Raw genomic sequence first — 24,567 nt, forward strand, 5'->3', positions numbered from 1 at the left:
GGATCATCTATCTACCAGCATGGCATGTGCGTTTGTACGGAGAGGGGCTTCGGGTGCGGTCACCCGGCAGACGTCGCCGAAGTGTTCCTCAGTCCCCGAGCGGAGTGGCGCCAACCTGATCAACACGGCCCAGGCGAAGATCGTCGACCGTGACGCGGTGGACCGCGCCCTGTACAGCGGCCAGTTGGCGGGCTGCGCGGGCGACGTCCGGCCCCCGCCGGCCGCCAAGTGACCGCGGAGGCCGCCGCCCGGCCCGCTCAGACGCGGTCGATGTGCACGTTCGTCGACTTCACCCGGGCGGTGGCCTCCATACCGACCTCCAGCCCCAGCTCCTCCACGGCCTCCCGCGTGAGCAGCGACACCAGCCGATGCGGCCCGGCCTGAATCTCCACCTGCGCCGCCACGTCCCCGAGCTTGATCGCGGTGACGATGCCGGGGAAGGCGTTGCGGACCGAGGTGTAGGAGGCGTCCTCCTCACCGCTCCCGCCCTTGGCGAGCTCCACGGAGAAGGCGGCCAGGTCCTTCCCGTCGATGAGCCGCTTCCCACCCTCGTCACGATGGGTCGCCACCCGGCCCGCATCCGCCCACCGCCGCGCGGTGTCCGGACTCACGCCGAGCAGCCGAGCCGCCTGACCGATTGTGTATGACTGCATGGGCGCCAACATAGGGCAGGGGTGGGAAGAGGGCCGCAAGAGCCGGGTCACGTCACTTGTGCGGACCACTCACGGCCACACCAGGCAGTACGGCTGATGCCCCGTGCCCCGCCTGGATGTGCCCTCGGTCGAGAGCCGACGGCGGTCGGGTGAGGGATCCCACAAGCGGGTCGATCGGTGGCGCGCGGATGGCAAGAGGGCTATCGTCGAGAGGTAGAACGACCGGTCTTCCTGCCTCATGGCGGGTGGTCTGTTCCGGCCTTCCCGGCTGGGCTGCCTCCAGGCGGATTCCTGCCGCAGGTCACCGGTGCACATCGAGAGAGATCAAAAAGGTTCCATGAAACCAATCCGCGCCCCGGCCCGGCCGGTGCCCCGCACAGAGCCGCTGCTGCACGCGGTCCCGATGGGGTCAGCCTCCCGACCGGATCAGTCGGACCGCGTCCAGCAGGGTCTTGTGGGCGGCCGTCGAGTCGTCCAGGTAGCCGGCTGCCATCGCGCCGTCGTACAGCATCAGCAGTGCGCCGGCGGCCGACTCCGCGTCGGTGTGGCCGAGCCGGGTGAGCAGTTCCTGGAAGAGGGTGCGGATCCAGTCCCGGTGGGACGTCACCAGGGCGCGGACCGGGTGGTCGGCGTCCGGGTACTCGGCGGCCGCGTTCAGGAACGGCGATCCGCGGAAGCCGCGCTCGCGGGCGTGCTCGGCGATCGCCTCGAAGATCAGGTCGATCGCCTCCGCGGGCGGGTGCGCGGCGGCCAGCGGTTCGGCCACTTCCTTGTAGTAGGCGTCCTTGGTCAGCAGATAGGCCACGACCAGGTCGTCCTTGGCGGCGAAGTGCCGGTAGAAGGTCGCCTTGGTCACCCCGGCCTCGGCGATCAGCCGCTCCACGCCGATCGCGCGTACGCCCTCGTAATAGAACAGCCGTGACGCGGCCCGGACCAGGCGTTCGCGGGGAGGCAGCTCGCCGTCCTCCTTGGTCCCTTGACGCGTGGTGTCGGTGGTCTTCTGCCCGCTGATGCTCACTTCCCCATTGTGCCTTCGGCTCAGTCCTGAGCGGCCTGCACCCCCATACGGCCCACACCAAGAGGGCCATCTCCTCCCATCCCGTACGGCCCGAGCAACGTGGCTGTTCATCGAAAGGCTTGAACCATGACTCGTCGTCTTGAAGGAACCGTCGCCCTGGTCACCGGGGCCTCCAGCGGTATCGGCCACGCCACAGCCCTGGAGCTGGCCCGCGAGGGCGCCTCCGTGGCCCTGGTCGGCCGGCGTGAGGACCGACTCACCGACCTCGCCGCGGAAATCTCGAATGCGGGCGGCAAGGCCCTGGTCGTGCCCGCCGACATCACCACCGCCGAGGCCGCCGCGGAAGCGGTCGAGCGGACCGTCGACGGCCTGAGCCGCCTGGACATCCTGGTCAACAACGCCGGCCTGATGCTGCTCGGGCCCGCCCCCGGCGCGGATCTGAACGACTGGCGGCGCATGATCGACATCAACCTCATGGGCCTGATGTACACCGCTCACGCGGCTGTCCCCCACCTGGTCAAGGCAGCCGCCGAGGGGCCGCGTCAGGTCGCCGACATCGTCAACATCGGCTCGCTCGCAGGCCGCAACGCCTACGCCATGTCCGCCGTGTACAGCGCCACAAAGTTCGGCGTCGGCGCCTTCAGCGAGGCGCTGCGCCAGGAGCTGGCGCGCCAGCACGTCCGCGTGTCCGTCGTCGAGCCGGGCAGCGTCGACACCGAACTGCGCACGCACAACCCCGACGTCATCCAGCAGCACATCGTCGCCGCCCTGGGCGACATCGACCGGCTGCAGAGCCAGGACATCGCCGACACCGTCGGCTACATCGTCACCCGCCCCCGGCACGTGGCCGTCGCCGAACTGCTCGTACGCCCCACCGAGCAGGTCTGAGCGCCATCCCCGTAGCCAACTCCGAGACAGGCCAAGGAGGCGTGATGGCGGCCCGCACCCCTCTCACGCCGGCCGACACGATCGTCCGTGTCTGCCTGCTGCTGGCAACTGCCATCGCGCTCGGAGGCGGCATGGAGCAGTTGGCGCAGGGAGCTCCGGCGGGCGGGGCGGACGCGGACAACGTGTACCGCTTCCTGGCAGGCGTCCACATCGGCTGGGCTCCCCTGTTCGCCTCGCCTCCGCCCTTCTGGAGCTCGTCCTCCCGATCGTCATCGTCTGGGCGCACTCCACCGCACTCAGATCCAGACAAGTGCCGACCGTCGCATAGTTGGCCGAAAAGGAAGCGTGAGAAAAGTGAGACGGAAAAAGATTCTGGCGGTGGTGACAAATCAGGCCACCTACGGGGCGAGCAAGCACCCGACCGGCCTCTGGCTCGGTGAACTCGTCCATTTCTACGACAAGGCGGTCAAGGACGGCCACACCGTGGATGTGGTCAGCCCGACCGGCGGCGAGGTGCCCCTCGACCCCCGAAGCCTCGGCCGCTTGTTCGCCGACCGGACGGTTCGCACCTATCGAGCCGACCCGGCCTTCATGACCTCCTTGAAGTCCACCGCTTCCATTGCCGACGCAGATCCGGACGACTACTCCACGATCTTCTTCACGGGTGGGCACGGCACCATGTGGGACTTTCCCGACAGTGCCGACCTGCGGGGAACAGCCGAGGCCATCTACGCCGGGGGCGGCATCGTCTCCTCGGTCTGCCATGGCGCCTGCGCCCTCATCAACCTCCGTGACACCGACGGGAATCCGCTCGTACGGAACCGCACTGTCACAGGCTTCGCGACGGTCGAGGAAAGACTGGCCGGCGTGAAGGGCAGGGTGCCGTTCCTGCTGGAGGACGAACTGCGCGCGAAGGGCGCCAAGTATGTGCGCTCCACCGTCCCGATGACGCCGCACGCCGTGCGCGACGGCCGCCTGATCACGGGCCAGAACCCGGTGTCCACCAAGGCCGTCAGCGACTTGATCCTCACTGCCTTGGCCGAGACCGAGTAACCGGTACGGAGACCTGAGGCGAGCCGTGGGCCCCGAACGTGGTCGTCGACCGCAACCTGGTCACCGGTCAGAACCCCGCCTCCGCCGGACCCGTCGCAGCCGAAATGCTCAACAAACTGTCCTGACCCACGAATCCAGACCGGCGCCACGCGGGCCGCGGCCGCGCTGACCTCCGCCCGGCTGCCTTCGCATGCGCTGGACGCCACCAGACGGCGCACCGGATGGCCGGCGTCCGGCTACTCGGCGGCCGCGTTCATGAACGGCGATCCGCGGAAGCCGCGCTCCTGGGCGTGCTCGGCGATCGCCTCGAAGATCAGGTCGATCGCCTCCGCGGGCGGGTGCGCGGCGGCCGGCGGTTCGGCCACCTCCCGGCGGCAGGCGTCCTTGCCTTGCCCGTTCACGCCGACACGACCGACCACCCGCACTCCCCGACAAGGGCATCGACATGACCACCAGCACCGCGCACCGAACAGCCCGGCCCTGCCGTCTCTGCAAGCCCTCGCAGGAGCCGAACGACTACACCCTGTTCCTGCGGCAGTGGGTGCGCGCACCGGCCCGCATGGGGGCCATCGCGCCCAGCTCGCGGCGCCTGGCCGAGGCGGTCTGTGCCCCGGTGCCCGAACGTGGCGAGCCCGTTGTGGTGGAACTGGGTGCCGGTACCGGACCGTTCACCGCCGAGATCCAGCGCCGGCTCGGCGGGCGCGGCCGCCACCTGGCCGTCGAGATCGATCCGCTCCTCGCCCAGCGCCTGCGTGGCCGCCACCCGGGGGCGGAGGTGATCCAGCGCGACGCCGTACACCTGCGCCACCTGCTGGATGAGCGCGGCATCGAGAGCGCCGACGTGGTGGTCAGCGGCCTGCCCTGGGCACTCTTTCCCTCCGCCACCCAACACCGGCTCATGGAGGCGGCAGCCGCGGTGCTCGCCCCGGCGGGTGCGTTCACCGCGTTCACCTACCTCCACGCCGTTCCCCTCACCCCCGCTCGCCGGTTCCGCGAGCTGCTGACCAGCCGCTTCGAGGAAGTCGTCCCCAGTCGCACCATATGGCGCAACACACCCCCGGCCTTCGTCCTCCACGCCCGCAGACCCCGCCCATGACCCTCTTCCGTCGTGATCGACGCTCTGCGGCGAGGGCGACAGGTCCGGTACCCGGGGCACATCCGTGCCCCGGCGACACCCATGTGCCCTGGCGGCCTGACGGCCGCTCTCCGCACATGACGAGGGCGGGGTCTTGGAACCCCGCCCGAAAACCAACGAAACCCCAGCTCAGGGCCACACAAGGCAGTACGGCTGATGCCCCGCCTCATGCAACCGATGGCTGAAGTCCTGCCACTCGTGCAGCGAATGGGAGGGGTGGGGTGCTGACCGGGGGTTTCTCGGTGAAATGTGAGTTGACCTGCGGAAACTCTCCTTGGTAGTTCTCACGGGTCAACGCCGTTTCTCAGGCTCATGTGCCCTGGATGTGCCCTCGCCTCGCTAGCCGCACGAGTCGGGGAGTGCCTCTTGGCCGCCACCTTGGTCGGCGCTCACATGAGGCCGTCTTGCCCGCGGATTCTGGCCCTGGTCACATGTTCACTGGTCTGATGGCAGGGCAAAACGGGGGTGGTTGTGAGCGGTTTACAGGTCTCCGCGTGGAAGCGTTACGGACATGACCGGCTATACGTGAATCGGGCTGATGGGGAGAAGGTCGCTTGGTTCGACCGTCGCACGGGGTATCTGAAGCTTCTAGTTGAGGATCAGCGGGACGCGGTACTTGACGCGCTTGCTCCCTATCTCGTTGCGTCGCCCGTACCTGCAGCGCACAAAGAACTGCGGTCGGAAGATGACCTGGCAGGGAACCGCCCGGGAGATGCGCTGCAGATGAAGGTGGATGAGCTGACGCCCGGGTTCTGGCGGTGGGCTTTAGCCAGGCTGTCCGGCCGGAGTCTGGAGGTGGACAGCTGGCGCACTGGACTTGCTGGGGAACGGCGCGTGGGAGCGGAGTTAGAGAGGCTTGTGCGGCAGGGGTGGCGAGTGCTCCATTCCATACCGCTGGCCAGCGATGTCGACATCGACCACCTCTTGATCGGGCCGGGAGGAGCCTTCTGCTTCAACACGAAGTGCCACCGCGGGGCGCGCGTCTGGGTAGGCGACGACTCAGTACGCATAGGTGGTCAGTCGTACCCCTACGTGCGGAAGAGTAGAGCTGAGTCGCGGCGGGCCTCGGCCGCGCTAACGCGCGCATGCGGCTTTGCTGTCGAGGTACAGCCGGTGCTTGCCTTCGTTGCGGTGGCAGAGTTGATAGTTGTGCCGACACTTCGGGACGTACGAGTCCTCCGGGAGCAAGACATCACAGTGTTCAAGCACCTCAAGGCCGAATGGGCATCTGGCAAGGCCGAACTCGTCTACCAGGCAGCGCGTAGCCGTCAGACGTGGACCCGTTCCTGATTGGTTGGCTGTATTGCAGCCAACTTTCACGGAATGTGGCTGATTTGTGTCATTACTCGCTAGTTCTTGGTTGAAGGCGCAGCTTCTCTCCCGCATCCTGAAAGGCTTTTCGTCGAGCCATGGCCTTGGGGGATAGGTGTCTCTTCACGCTGGACTCCGCGCGAGCAATGCGGAGGCGGTCCATCACACTCGCCAACTCATCGAATACATGCGCGAAATCGTACGGAGTTCGCACAAGCCCGTGCGGGACTGGCAGAAGTATCCAGAGGTCCTTTGGCTCTCCGGTCTGCCGGACGACGAGCTTCGACGACGTCCAGATGGGTACCGGACGCTGCTCAACGTGGAGCATCGTCCGCCCCGTCCAGCGCCTGTCCTGCCTGCCGTGCTGGAGGGGTGGGTCGATCCCGAGGCTGCTGTCACCGCGGCGGAGGAACCCCCGCCGCTGGCGGACTCGGGACCAGGCCAGGGGTGGGAGGAGGATGAGGACGGAGATCTGTTCGAGGTCTTCGAGATACGCCGGGAGGATGCGCAGGACGTGCTGCGCGCCTACACGCGGTGGGTCGCAGCGTGGCGCAAGTGGTCGGAAGGCGAGCGCGCAGAACAGCCGTACCGGGAGCTCCATCAGCAGCTGTATCGGATGGCGACCAGGATTCAGCAGGACGGCGAGGAATACGAAGCCGTACTGGGCGCCGGCTTCCTGACGATCGGAGCGGCACGTCCGTCGGGGCGCGTCGCCCGGCACATTTTGACGGCGCCCCTCATCCTCACCGTGAACCCTGAGGACATCTCCGTCAAAGTCGTCCTTGCACCAGGCGACCCAGCACGCCTGGAAGACAGCGAGTTCCTGGACGGAGACGAGGGCTACAGCGCACGCTTGCTGGGCTCGCTGCGGGAACGAGTCAGCACCGAAGGATTCCATCCGCTGTCCGCCGACGCCCTGGAAGTGCTCGGCGGCTGGTCAGAGAGGGCGTTCGGCACCGATCGCGCGGTGGGGTTCCACCGTGGCTGGGGCCGCCCACCTGCCGATCTGGCACTGCCTGTACCCACCCTGGGTTTTGCGCCGGCGATCATCCTTCGCCAGCGGGGCCAGGGCGCCCTCGTGAACTTCTACGACGGTATCGCGAACCGCCTCGCCCAACCCGGTGCCATCAGCCCGTTGGGCCTGGCTCAGTTGCTGTACCAACTGGAACCAGAAGACCGCAGGGCGTGGGGCACGACGGGGGGCTACGAAGTGCAGCCCGCCCTCGGTCCTGACCCACTGTTTCCGCTGCTTTCGAACGACGCACAGCGAAATGTTCTGAGGCGCCTCCAGACGGATACCGGTGTCGTCGTCCAAGGCCCGCCCGGTACGGGGAAGACACACACCATCGCCAACCTGGTGTGCGCCCTACTGGCCGATGGCAAGCGGGTGTTGGTCACCAGCGAGAAGGGGCAGGCCCTGAAGGTCCTGCGCCAGCAGTTGCCCGACAAGCTGCGCAGCCTGTGTGTCCTGCAGGGCGATCGGCGCCATGACGGCAGCGACGACCTGGAGCAGTCTGTTCGCGCACTGTCCCAGCTCAGTGCCACACAGTCGCCGGAGCGTCTCGCTGAAAGGATCAAGAGCCTGGAGGCGGCCCGCTCGGAACTGTTGAGCAGCCGCGCAAGGCTACGTGACGATCTTCGTGCCGTTCGTGAAGGCGAGTGGTACGAGCACCTCGACGTGGCCCCCGGTTACAGCGGGCGGCTTGCCGCGATCGTCGAGAAGGTTACGGCCAACGCATCGAAGCACGACTGGATGCCCGCACTGCCTGCTGCGGCACCGCGAGAGCCCTTACTGAGCCAGGACGAAGCCCAACGTCTGCTTGGCCTCGTGACCAGGCACGGGGCTGTGGTGCTGGACGAGCATGCGGCTCGTTGCCCGGACCCTTCGGACTTCATCGCACCCATTCTCTTCGAAGAGGCGGTCACTGACCTGGACGCTGCCGTGCGCGCTTGCGCCGAAGCAGCGTCCGATGCGCTCGCCCTTGAACTCGCGAATCAGGGCAGCGAGCTGATCACGACGTTGGTGGGGCTGCTGGACGCTGCGGAACACGCGCTTCAGAGCGAGGGGCTGCCAGGCGACCCCGCTGCCTGGCCGCCCGAAGAATGGACCACCCGGGCATTGCAGGACGGAATGGCCGGGCAGCGGCAGCAGTTGTGGGATGGAGTGCGCCGGTCGGCCGCTCGCGCCGAGGAAGTGCAGAGCACTCTTCGTGACATTCCCTTCGCCGTCCTGGACGTGCCGGAGGTGGCCCTTGCCGAAGAATCACGTCTCATCGCTGCCGGAAGGGACCTCGAACAGTTCATGCGCGGTGGCGGCAAGCTGCGCAAGCTGGCTCCGAAGGCGGTACAGAAGGAGGCTCAGGGTCTTCTCCAAGGCTGCCGGGTGGACGGGCGACTGCCCAACACACCGGAAGAGATTGTTGCACTGGTGGCTCACCTGGCGGCACGCCAGTGCGTTCGGCAGCTGAACGAGCGGTGGCAGGGCGTCGGAGTGCCCGCGGCCGAAGGCTCCACCGAGGTGGCTCTGTCGGAGCTGTTGGACAGGATGCCTACCCTCCGCGCGGTGGACGAGTTCACCCAGTCCGTGCGGACGGTTCACGGTGTCCTTCTCAAGGCCCGAATCAAGGCCACGGTACGAACGGCAGAGCAGTGGGACGACGTACGTACGTCCGCGACCGGAGCGGAACGGCTGCTCCATGCCCGCCAGGCGGAAGAGAAGCTGCGGTCCATCGCTGAGCAGTTCCCGCGGCCCGATGCCCGTGGAGTGGCCGAACTGGCGGAGGTGCACCGGGCTGTCGCGGCTCGTGACCCGCAGGCGTATGCGTCCGCGATCGACGCTCTGACCGAGGCGTTCCATCGTGAGGCTGATCGCCGGGAGGCACGCAAGCTCCTTGAGCGATTGGCCGAGGATCATGCCGAACTGGCCCGGCATTTCGCCGAATCTCCCACCGAGCCAGCCTGGGAAACCCGCCTCGTGGACTTGGCCGGGGCATGGGCCTGGCGGCAAGCGCGAACCTTCCAGGACACGATGCTGACACCCGGAAGGGAAGCCAAGCTGGAGGGGGAGCTGGAAGCAGTCGAGGCTCGGTTGACGGACACGGTGACGCAATTGGCCGCCGACAGAGCGCTGCTCCACTGCCTGTCTCGGATGACGGTCGGCCAGAAACAGGCACTCAGCGCCTATGCCTCGGCCACGGCGAACGCCGGCAAGGGAACAACGGGACTCAGCAAGCGGCACCTGAAGGCGGCCCGTTCCGCGATGCGTGATGCGCGTGGGGCAGTCCCGGCCTGGGTCATGCCGATCAAGCAGGTCGCCGAAATGATCGACCCCGAGCCGGACGCCTTCGACGTCGTCATCGTGGACGAGGCGAGCCAGGTCGGCCTGGACGGACTGATGCTGCTGTGGCTCGCTCCGAGGATCATCGTCGTGGGTGACGACCGGCAATGCGCCCCGTTCTTCACGGGCGGCAAGCACGACCGCATCAACGAAAGCCTCGACACACGCTTGCCTCATCTCACTGACTGGCAACGGGACGGGTTCAACCCCAAGTCGAACCTGTACGACCTGTTGTCCGCGCGCTTCAGCCAGACGATCCGGCTCACTGAGCACTTCCGGTGCATGCCGGAGATCATTAAGTGGTCCTCCGCCCAGTTCTATCCCGACAACGAACTCGTGCCGTTGCGGCAGTACGGAGCAGACCGGCTCAAGCCCCTCGAAGTCGTCCATGTCCACGAAGGTCACTGTGAGGGGCATCGAGAGCGTCTGGTGAACCGCCCCGAGGCTGAACGTGTCGTCACCAAGCTGCGCGAACTGTCGGAGGACGAGGCGTACGCGGAACGGAGTTTCGGAGTCATCGTGCTCCGTTCCGGCCACCAGACGCGGCTGTTGGAAGATCTCATTGATACGGAGATCGACGCGGCGGTCCGGGAGCGGCACAACATACGTGTCGGCACGGCTGAACAGTTCCAGGGGGATGAACGAGACGTCATCCTGCTGTCGCTGGTCATCGACGCCGACAACAACCGGGCACTGACTGGCAGGGCTGACGGAAGGCGCTTCAATGTGGCTGCCAGCCGGGCCCGCGACCAGATGTGGCTTTTCACCTCCGTCACACCGGACCAACTGCGTAGCACGGACCTGCGGCACTCCCTGCTCACCTACATGCAGTCGCCGCCGGAACTCCAGGGCGCTTCTCCCAGCCTCTCCGCCGTTTCGCCAGACGAACTCTGCCGACCGTTCGACTCCCTGTTTGAACAGCGAGTCTTCATCAAGATCAAGGAACGCGGCTACCACGTCGTCCCCCAGTGGGAAGTCAGCGGCAAACGCATCGACCTCGTCGTCGTCGGAGAGACGGGACGCCTCGCCGTGGAGTGCGACGGCAGCCCCTATCACTCCACCCCTGACCAGATCCGTGACGACTACGAGCGAGAGCGGGAACTGCGCCGGGCCGGCTGGCAGTTCTGGCGCATACGCAGCAGCGAGTTCGCCCTCTCTGCGGAGGATTCGCTGACTCCGTTGTGGAAGCGTCTTGACGCTCTGGGAATCCGGCCTGGAGTCACCGAGGAAGTCCAAGGCGACTCGGGGAGCACTTGGTCCCCAGTCGAGATGGACGATGCCGACCTCACCACCGATGAACTCGACGCCATGCTCGATGAGGATGCGTCCGTCTCTCTCGAAGGAGCCTGATGTGAACGAGATCTTCGACGACAGCACGCTGACGGAGATCGCCCACCTGATCTGTGGGGACGAGACGCCGCTGCTCTATCGGAAGGGGTACGAGATCGCCGCGTTCTTCCAGCGGGCGGGCTGGGACGACGTTCCGGAGTACGACGGCACTCCGAGGCACAAGTGGGCTCGGGAACTCCTCAAGGAGCGGCAGGAGGACGGCACGGACGACGCCGAGCGTGCAATCCTGCGTCTGGCGAACCGCCTTGAGTACTACAACCAGCAGCAGGAGTACCGCGCCACGCTGAAGCGGCTGAACGAGATACTCGTGCTTGACGGTCGTCGGATCGGAGAGGACGGAGGCCAGCCGGTCTTCGTCCGCTGCGAAGCCGGTTTCGAGGACGAGGTGCGGCAGCTGCGGCGTGTCGAGCTGAAGGTCTCCGTGACGGAGGTGGTGAGCGACCCGAAACTTGCCGCCACTGTGCAACTCCGGCTGGACGAGGCACGCATCTGCTACGAGCACGGCGCCTACACGTCAGCGGTCATCATGCTGGGCAGCCTCCTGGAAGGGGTGCTCGCACATGCCGCGCAGACGCGCGCCGCAGGCGTACGCATGCCGAAGCCGATGCGGAACATGGGACTGAAAGACTTCCTGGACTTCGCGTACGAAAACAAATGGATCGAGCACGATGCCAAACTGGCCTCGGAGCTAATCCGGCAGTGCAGGAATCTCGTCCATCCCCTGGCGGAGAAACAGAACGGACACAGCCCGAACCGTGACACGCTCGACATGTGCTGGCCGGTGGTGAATGCCACGCTGAATGATCTCGCGGCGACAGCGACGGCGCCCCCTGCCCCGCCTTCTCCGCGTGCGGCCGCTGATCGAGGTCGTGGCCGCAACCCCAATGCCTCCGCACAACGCCCAACGCCGGCCTCTGTCGCTCGTCGCCGTCCGGGCGGTGGAACAACCGCGGGCACATGAACCGGGGGTGCATTCGATCCAGCGTGGGCGGAGAAAGTGCGGAGCGTCTGACGGCGCCTCCTCCGCCAGCGCAGAACATAGAACGCTGAGCCTGAAGACGGGTTACGTCGATGCGTCCGCAGTGCTCGTGCTGTTCCTCAAACGCAATAGGCGCATGGCCAGGACTGTTCCGTCTTCTTGGATCGAGACAGGGCCTCCCCATTTCGGATCCCACGTTTGCCCTGGCCAGGTGCCGCGCCTTGCGTAAATTTCGCTGCGGTACTCCTCGGCCTTCCCAGCGGAGAGGAGGGCGAAGAGATCGGCTGCGACTCCGGAGAATGCCTCTACGCGCTTGTTGTTCAGCCGGAAGACGTGATCCGTGCCGACGAAGGGGATGCCGAGAAGCCTGTACGCCGCGTCCTGGACACTTCCTGAGGCCGCATGCGCGATACCGGCGTCGTAGCGTCGACTCCCCTGGTCGGTGGTGAGGTAGCGAGCGGTTGTAGCGCCGTCGCCTGAGAAGGCAGCTGTTCCGGCGGTCGCTGTCCGTGCCACGACCTGCTGGAACCACGCCGAGTCCTGGGACTGGACATGAAAACCGGGCTCGGACTGAGGAACGCCGTCACCGTGGGCGGGAAGCTGGATGCCTGGCACGATGTTTCTGTTTTCGGCTGGACTGTTCAAGCTCCGGAGCGGATTCTCGGGCGAGCCGTATAACCAGCCGTCCTCTCCACGTGCGTGCAGGACATGGACTGTGACGGGTCCTTCCGAAGGGAACTCCGTACTGAAGACAAGGCACGGTGTTTCGTTCCACGCGCCGATGTGCATGGCTTCGACATGGGCCGAGCGCGCAGCGAGTTGGGTGTAGGAAGGTTTGGGCCCTCCATGGTGCCCCGCGGTCGCGATCGGGAAGACACGTGACGGCTCACCCGGTTTCCAAACCTCGGCGAAGAAGTCGGGGCGGTAGGGGTAACCGGCTGAGCCCTTGGACCATCCAGCGCGTATGACTACATCGGCGCTGACGAAAGACACGAAGCGATCTGGATAGCGACGCCCGAGGGTGTGCCGTGTTAGGGCAAGGGCGAAACCCTGTCCCAACTCTCGCGACTGCAGACGCTTGTAGTCTCGGGCTATCCCTTTGGCTTCGGCGGACAACTGTACATAGCTCTCCGCTACGGCATCGAGAGCCTGGCTGTACTTGAGGCTTCCCCAATGTTCGGCGAGACCGCGCCCAGCGCCTTGTCGAGAGAGGGAGAGAGCCTGAGCGAGATCGTGCAGAACCTGCCATGGAGCCAGCTCTACTGACTGCCCAAGTTCCGCCCTTGGCAGGGCCTCCAGGCGGCTCTTCCGCCGGAGCGAGGTGCCTTTCTCTGCACGCTTCTTGTCATCCCTTGCCACGGCCGTCTCGACGCTGCCGACCAGCGCCACGTCCGACTGAACGGCTACGTTCGACGGCTGCGCGAGGTCCCGTAACACGCCTTTCGTCACCCTTGGTTTCGCCTTCAACCTGCACGCCCCCAGTGTCCACGCGATCTGTACACGTCAAGGTGGAAAGCTATGCCCCGAGTGCGGGGCGCACGCAAGTGCGCATGCCTGCGTAACAGAGGCATGCGAGCTGGCTGCTCTGCGTCGGTGGTCAGGCGCTGAACTCCGCTTCGGAGGAGCGGATCTCGGCGGTGAGCCAGTGGCGCCTTTCCAGTAGCCGGCGGCTAGGCGGGCGACAGTCCCGCCCCGAGTGGCCAGCCCATTGGCGAGCGTTTGCAGGTGTTTGACGTGGGTCAAGTAATGGGCTGGCGGAGGGCGTCGCCGTTGCACCATCGGGTGGGGTCGGCTCACTGTGTTTGCGGTGCTGGAAGGATGTTTGGCTCTGCCGCCTACTTGCCTCTGTAAGGTGTATACAGAGGCGAGGGTTTTCTGGAGATCATCCATCCATGGATTCGCTTGTCCGGATGGCAGTGTAGATGTACTGCCACCTTTCCTTCGTTCGAGGGGGCTCGCCTCTAAACTGGATCTGGCTCAGCATTCTTACGTCCGCTTCAGGGAGATTCTCCTGATCAGCGAATTCACGGAGGCTGTCTGGGATTTCGACGCTAGGGGCCGAGAGGAGCTTGCGCCCGAGAAGATCGGACATTGTGACGCCTAGCGCCTTGGCGATGGCGTAAAGCGTTTCGGCTGAGGGGCGACGGGCTTCGGGGTTGTTCTCAAGGCTGGACAGGTACCCCTTGCTGACAGAGGCCCGTTCCGCCAGTTGGCTCAAGCTGAGGCTGCGTTCCAGCCGGTATCGGCGGATCCTCCCACCGGCCCCGCTGTCGCTTTCGTTCGTCGCACGCGAACGCCCCTGTGCCTCAGGCGGCATGGTTCGACCTGCGTTTGCGAGTGGGTGTGATCAGCGCAAGTACACGCATGTGCTGCTCCCCTTGGTTGTCAATGTAGGGATAGAGGCGGCTGCTGACATGGACTGGGCATGTCGAGGCGCTGGTCAAGCCCTTGAGGGTAGCCGACTCTTCGACGCGCTCTCCGTTCAGGGCCCGGCCGAAAACACTGCTCTCAGGGACGGACTTGTGCTTGGGCACGAAAGGCCAGGAGCCGCTTGTGTTGGTGTAGGCCCACTGGACCCGCAGCGCCGGCTGAGCATTGGGCTGTGTCGGTTTGCACGCCGGCTCGAAGCCGACGAGTAGCGCTGGCTCGGGATACAGCGTCACTAGTCGGCGCGCTGTGGCTTCAAGGCTGGCGTCGTAACGGATCGCGAGGCGTTCGATGAGATCGAGAGTCGGCTCGTTGCCAGCTAGATCGGCGGAGAACCAGCTGCGAGGAAACAGCAGCTCTGCGGCGCCGACATCGCAGAGTGCTTCCAGACTCGCGTTCCGCGGCGAAGTCTCGGGTGGAGGTGCGGCCGGGTCGCACCGGTACTGGGGCACCGACCGGAAGCCTGGCATGAACGTGTGCTTGATCTCGTGGAAAGCCGTGAAGCGCTGTTTTCCATGGCTGTCACCGGCTCGCAGGGTGATCGCAAGCCCCTCCTCGCCAGGGACGAGGCAGCCAGCCCAAGGTATCTCCGCCTCATCGATGCTGATCACGTCGCGCATCGAGGCGACGATGTCATGACTAATGGGCGGCTCGAGACCCAGCTCCAGGAGGAGCTCCTGGGCGAGTTCCACCACTAGCTGGGAGTCGGGCGTCCCCGGAGACTCCAGCCGAGCCAGTTCTAGGGCGGAAAGCGGCGACAGACGCATGTTCACGGTTGAGAGTAGCGCGTTCCCGACCGAGAACGCTACGATCGTTCTCGGTCGGGAACACTCCTGACTCTCTAGTGAACAGGAGTCTCCTGTGACGACAGACAAGGGAACCGCTGTGGATGTGCAGACGGAGGGCCGAGGTCACGACCGCACGCGCGTCGTGACCATCGACAACAAGGACAGCGGTGACACCATCAAGCTCCGCCGTGAGGTCACTGACACGATCGAGTCGATCATCGCCGCGATGTATGAGGAGTTTCGGCGGGTACGGGACGCCGAAGACCGGCTGACATGTCGGCGGAACGGGGAGGACGTGTTCCAGTTCGCTTCGCTGACGCTGGAGGAGTATCTCCGACAGGGGCACTGCCAGGACCTGCACTGGTCCTTCGTCGGTGGAACCGGCGGGGCGTGATGTCCTCACCGTCTCCGGCTGATCCGCAGATCGCGGCCGCAGTGTTCGCGGATCATGTTGAGCGGGCGCTGGTGAGCGAGCTCGCTCGGAGGGATGGTTGGGCCTTTACCTGGCTCGACCCGCTGCATGTCGTGGCCGAGATCAAGGCGGGCCGAATGGGCGGCGACGGAGATCGCTTCTACGTGAAGCTGGGAGCCGAGTACTACGACCTGCACCCACCGACCACGGCCTTCGTATGTCCGCCGGAGCCGGAGGCGACGGGGACAGTCGCACCGCTTGCCTGGTCCTCGGCGCCAGCTGGCAGCCGCTGGCTTCCGGCTCTGGAACCCCTGCCGTGGTTCGCGATCCATGCCGCCTACGGCTATGCCGACGGATCCCGGCAGTTGGTGTGCTGCTCGATGACGTTCGAGTACTACATCACAGGTCATAGCCCCACCGCGGGCCAGCAGTGGCAGCAGGGGCGACACACACTGATGGCAACGCTCAGTCGTATCCAAGACGCCCTGGATAGCCCGAACTACAAAGGGCCTGCCGATGCTGTTCATCCCTGAAGCGGTCTGGGGGGAACTGCTCGATGCCTTCGCGCTGGCTCCGCCTCACCATGAGCGAGTGGCGTACCTCGACGGCGCGCGTCTCCACAGTGATGACAGCGTCCTCCACGGGATCGCAACCACCGTGACTGTTCCCGATGCGATCACCAGCCCAGGTCGTTACCAGGTGACCTCAGCGGCCATGAACCAGGCCGGCGCACACTTCGAGCGCCTCGGTCTAGTGAGACTGGCTCAGGTGCACACCCACGGCAATCACCACGTCCAGCACTCATGGGTGGACGACCAGAACGCCTACAGCCAGATGGATGGGGCGCTTTCCCTCGTACTACCTCACCACGCCGCCCGACGTCCCACGCCACTGCAAGCAGGCATTCACCTGCGCGGTCCTGAGGGGTGGTGCTGGATATCTGGGGACGAGATCCACCAAGTGCTGCGCTTGGTGCCCAGCCTCATTGATCACAGGAGCACTCAGTGGCACGCATCTCAGACCGACACGAAGGCGACCTCAAAGGCCAGCTCACTCCGTTCACGGATCTTCAGCCGGTGGCCGTGGCGGTAGTCGTTGATCCGTGCTCGGCCCACATTGTCGCTCACCAGCACACGGCCTGGATGTTGATCAACCTCCTGGCTCGCGCGGATGGCGTGATCCAGGCCGTTCACGTTGTGTGCCCGCCGGACGTGCCTATGGCCGGACGCGTTGTGCCACTTGCCCGACGGGATCTGCCGCTCGACCAGGCCCTGGTACGAGGAGGGCAGGCGATCGGCGCAGTCCCCGTGTCCTCGGCGCGCACTGCAGCGCCAGCGGACACCCTGATCGTGATCGGGTCCCAGCGCCGCGATGCGCACCCTAATCTGCGGTTTGTTGCAGGATACGGATGGTGGGGCGGCGTCAGCAATCATCCGATTCCTGTCCGCGAGGCGTCAGGCCCGTTGCCTTTCGGCCCTTACGTTGCCGCTGCGCTAGCCGCCGCCGAGGTCTTCTTGAGCGTCCGTCTGCCTCGATACGGTGACGCGCCCACCGAAACGTACGGCTGGGACTGCTGGGGCCAGAGGTTGAGTACTGTCCCCGCGCCGGATGCCCCAAACGAACTTGCCGAGCTGGACCTGACTGGAACCGCCCTTGCGGGTGTGGGCGCGGTCGGCAGCACCTGGGCCCATGCCTTGTGGGCAGCTCCGGGACTTGGTGGGGAAGTGACCTTGGCCGACGGGGACGAGGAAGGGGTCACGACCACGAACCTGAACCGCTGCCCGCTGTTCGGCCACGACCATATCGGCTTGCCAAAGGCGGAGTGCGCGGCCGGTGTCGCAGCAGATGCAGATATTCTCTGGCGACCGCACAACGCCCGCTTCGAGCAACTGGGGCTGACCCCAGGCCAGTTGGTTTCTGCCGTCGATACGAACCGCGCGCGCGGCGAGCTCCAGAACCGTTACGCGCCCAGCATGCTCTCGGCGAGCACCTTGGATCTGCGAGCAGAAGTCCTGCGCATCGGACCGCCGGGTGTCGGGGCGTGCCTGCGTTGCTTCAACCCGCCTGAAGCATTCACCGGTGACGACGAGCTTCGCGACCATGTCCGAGCAGGTGGAAAGGAAGCTGCACTGGCCCTCGCCGCAGACGTCGGCATTTCCAGGTCGGAGGTTCAACGATGGCTCGATCGCGGAGAATGCGGTGAGGTCGGGACACGGCTTCTCGAATCGTTGCGCCGACAAGCTGAGCCTCATCAAGCTCGCTTCGCGGTCGGCTTCACCTCCGCGATGGCGGGTACCCTACTTGCCGCCGAAACGATCAAGTTGCTCTTGGGTCAGCCCATGCATCCGGGCGAGCCGGACCACAACAACGTAACGTTCCAGTTCCTCAAGCCCACAGCTCTGGTCAATGCAAGTAGCCGTCTAGCACGTGATCCGCAGTGTCCTGCGTGCGCGCCCACGAATCGTGCCCTGGGTGTGTGGCGGCGCCGCACGGCATCAGCGAGGGGAGGGTCATTCACTATGCCGACGGCCGGTCCAGATGATACTGCGTGAGAACTGCGGCTGTCCGCACCACTGAGTTGGGCTAGTCGCCCAGATCGGCCGTCGTTCAGTCGCTGTTGGGGCCGGAACCGATGACGTTGAAGATCTCCGCTGTCGGGCTCATGCCTTGGGCTCTGGCGCGAACTCTTGATCGCAGGACGTACCGAGCCGTATCCACGACGAGTGCGAACGCCTTGTCCGCGCCGGCTTCGATAGCCGCCTGGCCAGAGCCTGAAACCGGCGCTGTTCAGGCGAAGACGAGAGAGCGGAACTCGTTGCGGACGCGGGTGAGTGGTTCGCGGTCCCGGCTGTAGTAGAGCTTGTTGGTGAGCAGAGCTGCCCAGCGGTCCTTCCTGGGGGAGAGCCACATGCCGGTGCCTGTGAAGCCGTAGTGCACCCAGACGTCGTCGGCTTCCGACGTCGTGCCTGGTGCGGGGTGCCAGAACAGGCCCCGGGGTGGGTTCAGTTCACCAGTGTGGATCTGGAGAGATTCCTTGATCCAGTCCGCGCCGAATCCGGGTGAAGCGTTCAGTCGGTTCGGATCGAGGAGATAGCGCAGGAACGCGACGAGGTCGTCGAGGACGGAGAAGGCTCCCGCGATGCCGCACACCCCGTCGAGCAGACGAGCGGAGAAGTCGTGGGCGGTTCCCTTGAGATGGGTTCTTGTGCCGTCGTCGAGTTCGGTCGGTGCGCAGCGGGCGGCCACATCGGGGCTCAACGGCCCGAAGCAGGTCTGTGCCATGCCCAGCGGGCGCCAGACGCGTTCTGCTGCGAGCGCGTCGAGCCGCTGACCGGAGAGGTGCTCGGCGAGGTAGCCGAGGATGAGGGCGGCGCGGTCGGTGTATTCCACGGCCTCACCAGGCGGCCGGTGCAGGGCTTCACGGAGGACGCCGTCGCGGACGTCCTGCAGGTCGGTGCCGTACAGGTTCTTGAGGTTGGCCCGGAGCGGTACGCCGGCGGTGTGGGTGAGCAGGCGGCGTGCGGTCACCTGAGCCAGTGGATGTCCGCTCACTTCCGGCCACAAGTCGCCCAGTGGCGCGTCGAGTTGGAGCTTGCCGTCCTCGACGAGACAGCCGATGGCCGACCACACAGCGAGGATCTTGGTCAGGCTGGCGACGTCGAAGACCGTGTCGCTCCGCATCGGCTCGTCGGGCCGCTCGGGATCCAGGACGCCTGTGGTGCCGCTGGCCTGGGTTCCCCGGCCGTCACCGACGGCCCACACGGCTCCCGGGTAGATCTTGTCGCCTGCACCGTCGTGGAGGAGTCGGTGGATGCGGTCGGTGTCGAGGTCGAGCGCCATGGTCTCCCGATCGATCGTGGGCCGTGAGATGTCCCGGTGGTCAGCGTAGTGAGGCGGCCGGTACGGAACCGGCTGCGGCACGAACAGGTCAGATGAGCTGTTTGCCGAGGTCGGCCAGGGCAGCAGCGGTGGCCGAGAGGGGATAGCGAGCGGCGTTGGCGCGGCCCGCAGCTTTCAGGGCCGCCAGTAGGCCGGGTGTGCAGCGGAGCCGGTTGAGGTCTTGGGCGACGGTGGCTGGGTTGGTGAACTCGGTTGCCAGGCCGGTTGCGGCGAGCGTGTCGCTCAGCCCTGGAACGGGTTGGTAGACGACCGGTAGTCCGCAGGCTTGGGCTTCGAGAGCGACCAGGCCCATGGCTTCGAGGGTGGTCGAGGGCATGACGAGGACGTCGTGGTCGGCGAAGGCTCTCCACAGCTGTGGACGGCTGAGCCAGCCGAGATAGCGGACGTGGACCTTGAGCTGGCGCAGAAGTGGGGCCAGACCATGGAACTGGTGACGAGGCGCTGCGATGCTCAGTTCAACCGCTTGGGCTACGGGCATCGCGCGTAGGAGTGCCTCGATGCCCTTCTCGGCGGTGAGGCGTCCTGCGTAGAGCAGCCGGAGGTGTCCGGTCGGTCGGCGGGCCGGGCGCGGCGGTGGGGTGGTGAGCAGATGGTCGGGGATGCCCCAGGGAATCTTTGCGATCTTCCTGCGCTCCGTGGTGGGCGCGAGCTGAAGGAGCCGATCCGCCATGGCGCCGGTCGGGACGACGATGGCGTCCGCGAGACGCGCGGTTTCCTGCAGGACACGCAGCTGGTCGCGGTGGGATTCGGCGAACAGCAGGTCGGTGCCGTGGACGAGCGCGATGCGAGGGTGTGCGGGTAGGGCGCGGATCAGGGCTGGAGTTCCGCCGAAGGTGAGGTGTTGGAGGTGGAGGACATCGACGCTGGACGGGTCGATGCGCTGCGTCAGGGACCGGCGCAACGCGTTGACGTACGCCGTGAATGGAGGCCCGGAGAGGCATTTACCAGGTACGGCCACCAGCTCCAGCTCCGCAGGTAGGTGGGGCGGAGGCGCTTGCGGGGCGAGCATGAAGGCGCTGGCCGAGATCGGTGGGTTCTTGCCGGTGTAGAGGTCGAGGAAGAGTTCGACACTGCCGCCGGCGCTGCCGAAGGGCAGGTCGAGGACGGTCGCTACCCGTGGACTCACGTGGCACCTCCGGGGAGCTCTTCGTAGAGGTGCGAGATGTCGATGCCTGCGGTCGCGGTGTATTTGAGGCCGTACTGTTGGTAGCTGGCCGGGGTGCCGAGGCTGTGGAGGAAGACGAGCTTGCCGAAGGTCATCCGTGGATAGACGCGGACCGGTCTGGCGGCGCGGATCTCCAGGGTCCAGCGGATGGCGTGGCCTTGATGCCCGAGTGGGGCGGAGACATGGACCCAGATGCCAAGCGCGCCGATGGTGCGGTCGCCGTTGAGGAATTGGGCGTACATCTCCGATCCGGTCGTCTCGTGGGTGATGCCGAGGTAGAGCACGCCGGGGTGCAGGACATATCCGGAGTCCGGGATGGCGGTCTCGGCGTACGGAGTCGGAGAGGCCGCGTCCAGATCGGCGTCGCAGATGCGCAGGGTGTCGCCGAGGCGCCAGTCGTAGGCATTGGGGGAGAGGCGGGCCGGGTCGTACGGTTCGATCACGATCTCGCCCGTGGCTTGAGCGGCGGCGATCGCGAGTCCGGTGAGGATCACGAGGCCACCGCCCGGAGCTTGGTCACGTCGCGCCAGTAGGCGGAGGGCTGCGGGCCGGTCGCAGCCTGGTACTTGCCTGCGTACGGCGAGATGGGGCCGGTGGAGGCGAAGAACATGATCTGTCCGATCCGCATGCCCGCGTAGACGCGAAGGGGGCGGATGGGTGTGAGCATCAGGGTCCATTGGCCGTGGAAGCCTATGTCCCCGATGGGGGCGGTGATCTCCACGAAGAGGCCGAGCCGTCCGACGGAAGACCGGCCGAACAGCAGCGGGACGAAGACGTCGGAGCCCACCTCTTCGAGGGTGTGGCCGAGGTAGAGCTCGCCGGGTTGGAGGACGTACCCGTCCGGTCCGATCGTGCACTCGGTGGTGGCGTTCGGCTGGTAGGCGTCCAGGACGTCGGCGGTGTAGGTGAGCAGGATCGGGCCGAGGCGGACGTTGTAGCTGTTGGGATTGACCTGTTCGGAGGCGAAGGGCGTGATCCGCAGGCGGCCGTCGTGCGCGGCGGCGGTGATTTCGGGGCCGGTGAGGATCATCGCGTGCCTCCGTCGGCGGGCGCAGTGAGGACGTGCTTGAGGGCCTGACCGAGGAGCAGCCCTGCTGCGTGTGAGCGGCCGGCCAGGTAGTTGTCTGCGAGGTAGTCGGTGGTCAGCACCGTGGTGATGCCGTCCGGCAACGGGTCCGGCGACGCGACGAGAGGACCGGCCTGTTCCGTGAGGGCGGTCAACAGGCCGTGAACGTCCTGACGGAAGTGTTCTGGGATACGGGCGTGAACGAGCTGGTTGCCGAAGGGCTCGATGGCGAGCAGGTCGCCCAGCGTGAGGATGTCGTCGAGCGGGACAGGCCGCAGCGCGGTGTGGTTGAGGATGACTGCGTCGACGCCGAGTCCGCTCCGCAGACGCGTGGCCAGGTCGAGGAGCAGGCCGCGGCGATCGGGTGTCTGGTGGCTATACGCCCGAGCGACGGGGCCGAGGCCGCTTGCCAACTCCTTCCCGACTCTCCCGATTTCTTTGATCGCCTCTGACAGTTCGGCTGGAACAGCGGCTGGTTTCCGGTCCGGGAAGCGAGTGGTGCCGGCGCCCCAGCCCGGCCCGATCGGCGTGGCAACCGCGTACCCGTCGGCGAGTTCCCGTCCTTTGACGATGAGCGTGTCGCCCACCCGAGCCGGGCCGGATTGATCGCTGTGGCAGTGCCCGGCGAAGATCACGTCTAGAAACGGGCATGCAGCCGCCAGCTTGAGGTCCTCGTCGAACCCGGAGTGGCTGAGCAGGATCCAGCTGTCCACCTCATGGTGGTGGGCGAGCATCAGCTGGCGCAGCGCCTGGACAGGATCGGTGACGCGGTGTTCGGCGCGCTGGCCGACGGGAATCGAGTGGAAAGCCTGCCGACCGATCACCGCGGTGACGCCGACGCGTCGGCCGTCGATCTCGACGACCCGCACGCGGCAGAAGAGCGTGTCGCCTGTGTCGGCATGGACGGCGTTGGCGCAGACGGTGAGGCAGTGGAGGTCGGGTTCGAAGTGGTGCAGCCACCCGTGGTTGCCAGGCGCCAGGACGTCGTACAGCTTGAGCAGGATCTTGCGCTCGATGGCGCCGTGAGCGAGGCGGTAGTAGCCCGAGCCTTCGAAGAAGTCGCCGCAGTCCACGACGAGCGAGGTTGGGCGGAGAACGTGGAGGTGGGTCAGGAACGGGGCGGCGTGGTCGAGGGTGGAGTGGACGTCGGTGGTGGCCACGATCTGGCGCAGGGTGCGGGTGGCGGTCATGGGGTGACCTCGCAGATGTCGGCACCCAGCGCCCGGAGCTTGCCGGGGAGGTCGGCGTGACCACGGCGGAGTTGGTCGAGGCCGCCGACGGTGGTGACGCCTCGCGCGGTGAGGCCGGCGACCATGAGGGCGGAGCCGGTGCGGATGTCGGTTGCCTCCACGCCCGCGCCGGTCAGTCGTTGGGGGCCGGTCAGACGGCATTCGGTGGGGGAGATCTCTTCGATGCCGGCTCCGAGGCGGGCCAGTTGGGGCAGCAGGTTGCCGTGGCGGCCGGGATTGATCGCGTCGGCGAAGAGATGGGTGCCGGGCAGGCCGAGGGCGAGTGCCATGAGGGGCGGTTCGAAGTCGGCGTCCAGGCCGCCCGGGCTGAGGGAGGCGATGGCGCGCAGAGGGTGCCCTGCCGGCTTCGCGTCCTGGGCGCGGACAGAGAGCGCATCGCCCTCGACGTCGGCAGGAATGCCCAACTGCGTGAGAGCCAAGACCAGTGGCTCCACATCCCTGCCGCCTACGCCCCTGATACATGCTTCGCCACGCGTGGCGGCGACGGCGCAGGCCAGGGTGCCAGCCTCGATCTTGTCTCCGGGTACCTCCCACACCGCGGTGTCTCCCTGCCCGGAAGACGGTGGCGAGAGGGTCAGAACATCCTCGTCGACCCGGATCTCCCAGCCCACAGCGTCCAGCGCGTCCAGCACGCACAGGACCTCCGGTGAGAGATTTGGGCCACCCAGTCGCAACGGGCGACCGGTCGTCACGGCGCGGAGGACGGCGGCCACCGTGGCCCCACGGGAGCGGAACGGCAGCACCAGAGAGACCGTGCCGGTGCGCGGCGTGACGGCCTCGACGCGGTAGCCGGAGTCGTCTAACGCGCTCCGGTCGCCGAACGCCTCGTAGACCTTGAAGTGCAGTTCCATCCCGCGGGCGCCGATCCGGCAGCCTCCCGGCCAGGGCAGGCGGGCCTCACCGTGGCGGGCGAGCAGAGCGGACACCAGGTAGTACGACGCGCGGATGTGGGCGGCCTGAGCCAGGTCGGGATGTGTGTGCCGACTCTCCGTCGGCAGGACCACTGCGGTCGTCGGCTCGCCCGCCGGATGTGCGACGTGCCAGCCCGCCTGCTGCAACAGCGCCTGCATGATCTGGACGTCTGTGTTCGCCGGGATGTTGCCCAGTCGCACCGGGCGGCCGAGGGCTGCCGCGGCGGCCAGCAGGGGCAGAGCGGCGTTCTTCGAGCCGTCCACGGCGACGGCGCCCGAGAGCGGGGGACCGGGGCGTACGGCGATCACCTCGGCTGCGACAGCCGGGGTGCGGGTGGTCGGCATCATCAACTCCTCTGGAGGGGAAGGGAGACGGCGATTTCGTGGTCCGGGCCGGTGGTCAGGGCGATCTCGGCCCAGCACCGTTTGCCCGTGGGCGTCGGCTCGGCGCCGTACCGGTCGGTGAGAGCGGCGACGAGGAACAGGCCCCGGCCGTTCTCGCTGTGCTCGTCCGGGAAATCGGGCCGAGGCAGCACCGGACTGGAGTCGCACACCTCGACGCGTAGGACGGCCTCAATGAGCCGCACCCCCATGGAGACCTGACCACAGCCGGCGTACCGGACGGCGTTTGTGACCAGCTCGCTGATCACCAGCTCGGCGGTGTGCACCACCTCGTCGCCCAGATCCGCTTCCCAGCCCTGTATCGCCTCTGCGGCCTGGTGCCGGGCGGAGGCGACCGCGGTGGGGGTAGCGGGTAGGGACAGGTTGAGCTGGTGCGCTGCCATGAGCGGCCTCCCGAGGTTGGTGCGGCCACTTCACGCAACCAGCTGGTCGCGGCGAGTGGTTAGCCCAGGTGCTGGCGCTGCATCGGTTATGCAGGAGCTGCATCACGGCGAAGTACGGCTGATCTACCCTCGGTTGAGC

The 24,567-nt window shown here is 66.5% G+C and carries 23 protein-coding genes and 1 pseudogene; 11 read left to right on the forward strand and 13 right to left on the reverse strand.

What is annotated here, in order from left to right:
- Positions 1-19 precede the first annotated feature (19 nt).
- Positions 20-232: an NAD(P)-dependent oxidoreductase gene (locus PBV52_RS51840; RefSeq protein ID WP_373921912.1), complete on the forward strand. Its 213-nt coding sequence runs from the start codon at positions 20-22 to the stop codon at positions 230-232.
- Positions 233-257: 25 nt separating this feature from the next.
- Here the strand turns inward: PBV52_RS51840 and PBV52_RS28050 are convergent, their stop codons facing one another.
- Together PBV52_RS28050 and PBV52_RS28055 are read right to left on the reverse strand one after the other, a co-directional pair.
- Positions 258-653 (reverse strand): molybdopterin-binding protein, encoded by a 396-nt coding sequence (locus tag PBV52_RS28050; RefSeq protein WP_062700768.1) that lies wholly within the window; start codon positions 651-653, stop codon positions 258-260.
- A 409-nt stretch (positions 654-1,062) separates the two neighbouring features.
- Positions 1,063-1,671, reverse strand: coding sequence for a TetR/AcrR family transcriptional regulator (locus tag PBV52_RS28055; protein WP_274241975.1), 609 nt, complete (start codon positions 1,669-1,671; stop codon positions 1,063-1,065).
- Between the two features lie 126 nt (positions 1,672-1,797).
- Here PBV52_RS28055 and PBV52_RS28060 point away from each other — a divergent pair, with 126 nt between their 5' ends.
- The 3 genes and pseudogenes from PBV52_RS28060 to PBV52_RS28070 all read left to right on the forward strand — a co-directional run.
- Positions 1,798-2,559: an SDR family NAD(P)-dependent oxidoreductase gene (locus tag PBV52_RS28060; RefSeq protein WP_274241976.1), complete on the forward strand. Its 762-nt coding sequence runs from the start codon at positions 1,798-1,800 to the stop codon at positions 2,557-2,559.
- 378 nt (positions 2,560-2,937) lie between these two features.
- A complete protein-coding gene (locus PBV52_RS28065) occupies positions 2,938-3,612 on the forward strand; it encodes a type 1 glutamine amidotransferase domain-containing protein (RefSeq protein WP_274241977.1) in 675 nt (224 codons plus the stop codon).
- A 17-nt stretch (positions 3,613-3,629) separates the two neighbouring features.
- Positions 3,630-3,737 (forward strand): annotated as a pseudogene (locus PBV52_RS28070) (type 1 glutamine amidotransferase domain-containing protein); the annotation flags it as partial.
- A 111-nt stretch (positions 3,738-3,848) separates the two neighbouring features.
- Here PBV52_RS28070 and PBV52_RS28075 read toward each other — a convergent pair.
- Entirely contained in the window at positions 3,849-4,031 is a 183-nt protein-coding gene (locus tag PBV52_RS28075; protein ID WP_274241980.1) for a hypothetical protein, read from the reverse strand.
- Positions 4,032-4,057: 26 nt separating this feature from the next.
- Between PBV52_RS28075 and PBV52_RS28080 the strand changes: the two genes are divergently transcribed.
- The 4 genes from PBV52_RS28080 to PBV52_RS28095 all read left to right on the forward strand — a co-directional run bounded on the left by PBV52_RS28080 (position 4,058) and on the right by PBV52_RS28095 (position 11,706).
- Entirely contained in the window at positions 4,058-4,708 is a 651-nt protein-coding gene (locus tag PBV52_RS28080; protein ID WP_274241982.1) for a class I SAM-dependent methyltransferase, read from the forward strand.
- A 564-nt stretch (positions 4,709-5,272) separates the two neighbouring features.
- Positions 5,273-6,037 carry a nuclease-related domain-containing protein gene (locus PBV52_RS28085; protein WP_274241983.1) on the forward strand — a complete coding sequence of 255 codons (765 nt, stop codon included), beginning with the start codon at positions 5,273-5,275 and terminating at the stop codon, positions 6,035-6,037.
- A gap of 208 nt (positions 6,038-6,245) precedes the next feature.
- Positions 6,246-10,745 (forward strand): AAA domain-containing protein, encoded by a 4,500-nt coding sequence (locus PBV52_RS28090; protein ID WP_274241985.1) that lies wholly within the window; start codon positions 6,246-6,248, stop codon positions 10,743-10,745.
- 1 nt (position 10,746) lies between these two features.
- Positions 10,747-11,706 (forward strand): hypothetical protein, encoded by a 960-nt coding sequence (locus PBV52_RS28095; RefSeq protein ID WP_274241986.1) that lies wholly within the window; start codon positions 10,747-10,749, stop codon positions 11,704-11,706.
- Between the two features lie 102 nt (positions 11,707-11,808).
- On the opposite strand, the gene PBV52_RS28100 is transcribed toward PBV52_RS28095, so the two are convergent.
- The 3 genes from PBV52_RS28100 to PBV52_RS28110 form a co-directional block, all read right to left on the reverse strand.
- Positions 11,809-13,173 carry a hypothetical protein gene (locus PBV52_RS28100; protein WP_274241987.1) on the reverse strand — a complete coding sequence of 455 codons (1,365 nt, stop codon included), beginning with the start codon at positions 13,171-13,173 and terminating at the stop codon, positions 11,809-11,811.
- A 433-nt stretch (positions 13,174-13,606) separates the two neighbouring features.
- Complete coding sequence (locus PBV52_RS28105) at positions 13,607-14,041, reverse strand: helix-turn-helix domain-containing protein (RefSeq protein ID WP_274241988.1); 435 nt, start codon at positions 14,039-14,041, stop codon at positions 13,607-13,609.
- Positions 14,031-14,918: an ImmA/IrrE family metallo-endopeptidase gene (locus tag PBV52_RS28110; RefSeq protein WP_274249631.1), complete on the reverse strand. Its 888-nt coding sequence runs from the start codon at positions 14,916-14,918 to the stop codon at positions 14,031-14,033. The genes PBV52_RS28105 and PBV52_RS28110 overlap by 11 nt, the downstream gene beginning before the upstream one ends.
- Positions 14,919-15,012: 94 nt before the next feature.
- On the opposite strand from PBV52_RS28110, the gene PBV52_RS28115 reads away from it, so the two are divergent.
- The 3 genes from PBV52_RS28115 to PBV52_RS28125 all read left to right on the forward strand — a co-directional run bounded on the left by PBV52_RS28115 (position 15,013) and on the right by PBV52_RS28125 (position 17,903).
- The gene (locus PBV52_RS28115; protein ID WP_274241989.1) at positions 15,013-15,333 is read left to right on the forward strand and encodes a hypothetical protein; all 321 of its coding nucleotides are present in this window, start codon (positions 15,013-15,015) and stop codon (positions 15,331-15,333) included.
- Positions 15,330-15,884 (forward strand): hypothetical protein, encoded by a 555-nt coding sequence (locus PBV52_RS28120; protein WP_274241990.1) that lies wholly within the window; start codon positions 15,330-15,332, stop codon positions 15,882-15,884. Before PBV52_RS28115 ends, PBV52_RS28120 begins: the two co-directional genes overlap by 4 nt.
- Before the next feature lie 471 nt (positions 15,885-16,355).
- On the forward strand, positions 16,356-17,903 hold the full coding sequence (locus PBV52_RS28125) for a ThiF family adenylyltransferase (RefSeq protein ID WP_274241991.1): 1,548 nt from the start codon (positions 16,356-16,358) through the stop codon (positions 17,901-17,903).
- Positions 17,904-18,138: 235 nt separating this feature from the next.
- On the opposite strand, the gene PBV52_RS28130 is transcribed toward PBV52_RS28125, so the two are convergent.
- The 7 genes from PBV52_RS28130 to PBV52_RS28160 form a co-directional block, all read right to left on the reverse strand.
- Positions 18,139-19,191, reverse strand: a complete 1,053-nt coding sequence (locus PBV52_RS28130; protein WP_274241992.1) for a serine hydrolase — start codon at positions 19,189-19,191, stop codon at positions 18,139-18,141.
- Positions 19,192-19,279: 88 nt separating this feature from the next.
- A complete protein-coding gene (locus PBV52_RS28135; protein WP_274241994.1) occupies positions 19,280-20,377 on the reverse strand; it encodes a glycosyltransferase family 4 protein in 1,098 nt (365 codons plus the stop codon).
- Entirely contained in the window at positions 20,374-20,910 is a 537-nt protein-coding gene (locus PBV52_RS28140; protein ID WP_274241995.1) for a deoxycytidine triphosphate deaminase, read from the reverse strand. The genes PBV52_RS28135 and PBV52_RS28140 overlap by 4 nt, the downstream gene beginning before the upstream one ends.
- The gene (dcd, locus tag PBV52_RS28145; RefSeq protein ID WP_266924742.1) at positions 20,907-21,446 is read right to left on the reverse strand and encodes a dCTP deaminase; all 540 of its coding nucleotides are present in this window, start codon (positions 21,444-21,446) and stop codon (positions 20,907-20,909) included. The genes PBV52_RS28140 and dcd overlap by 4 nt, the downstream gene beginning before the upstream one ends.
- On the reverse strand, positions 21,443-22,672 hold the full coding sequence (locus PBV52_RS28150) for a metallophosphoesterase (RefSeq protein WP_274241996.1): 1,230 nt from the start codon (positions 22,670-22,672) through the stop codon (positions 21,443-21,445). The genes dcd and PBV52_RS28150 overlap by 4 nt, the downstream gene beginning before the upstream one ends.
- Positions 22,669-23,988, reverse strand: a complete 1,320-nt coding sequence (locus PBV52_RS28155; RefSeq protein ID WP_274241997.1) for a UDP-N-acetylglucosamine 1-carboxyvinyltransferase — start codon at positions 23,986-23,988, stop codon at positions 22,669-22,671. The genes PBV52_RS28150 and PBV52_RS28155 overlap by 4 nt, the downstream gene beginning before the upstream one ends.
- Positions 23,989-23,990: 2 nt before the next feature.
- Complete coding sequence (locus PBV52_RS28160) at positions 23,991-24,428, reverse strand: ATP-binding protein (protein WP_274241999.1); 438 nt, start codon at positions 24,426-24,428, stop codon at positions 23,991-23,993.
- Positions 24,429-24,567 lie beyond the last annotated feature (139 nt).

This window comes from Streptomyces sp. T12 (genome assembly GCF_028736035.1).
Lineage (GTDB): Bacteria > Actinomycetota > Actinomycetes > Streptomycetales > Streptomycetaceae > Streptomyces.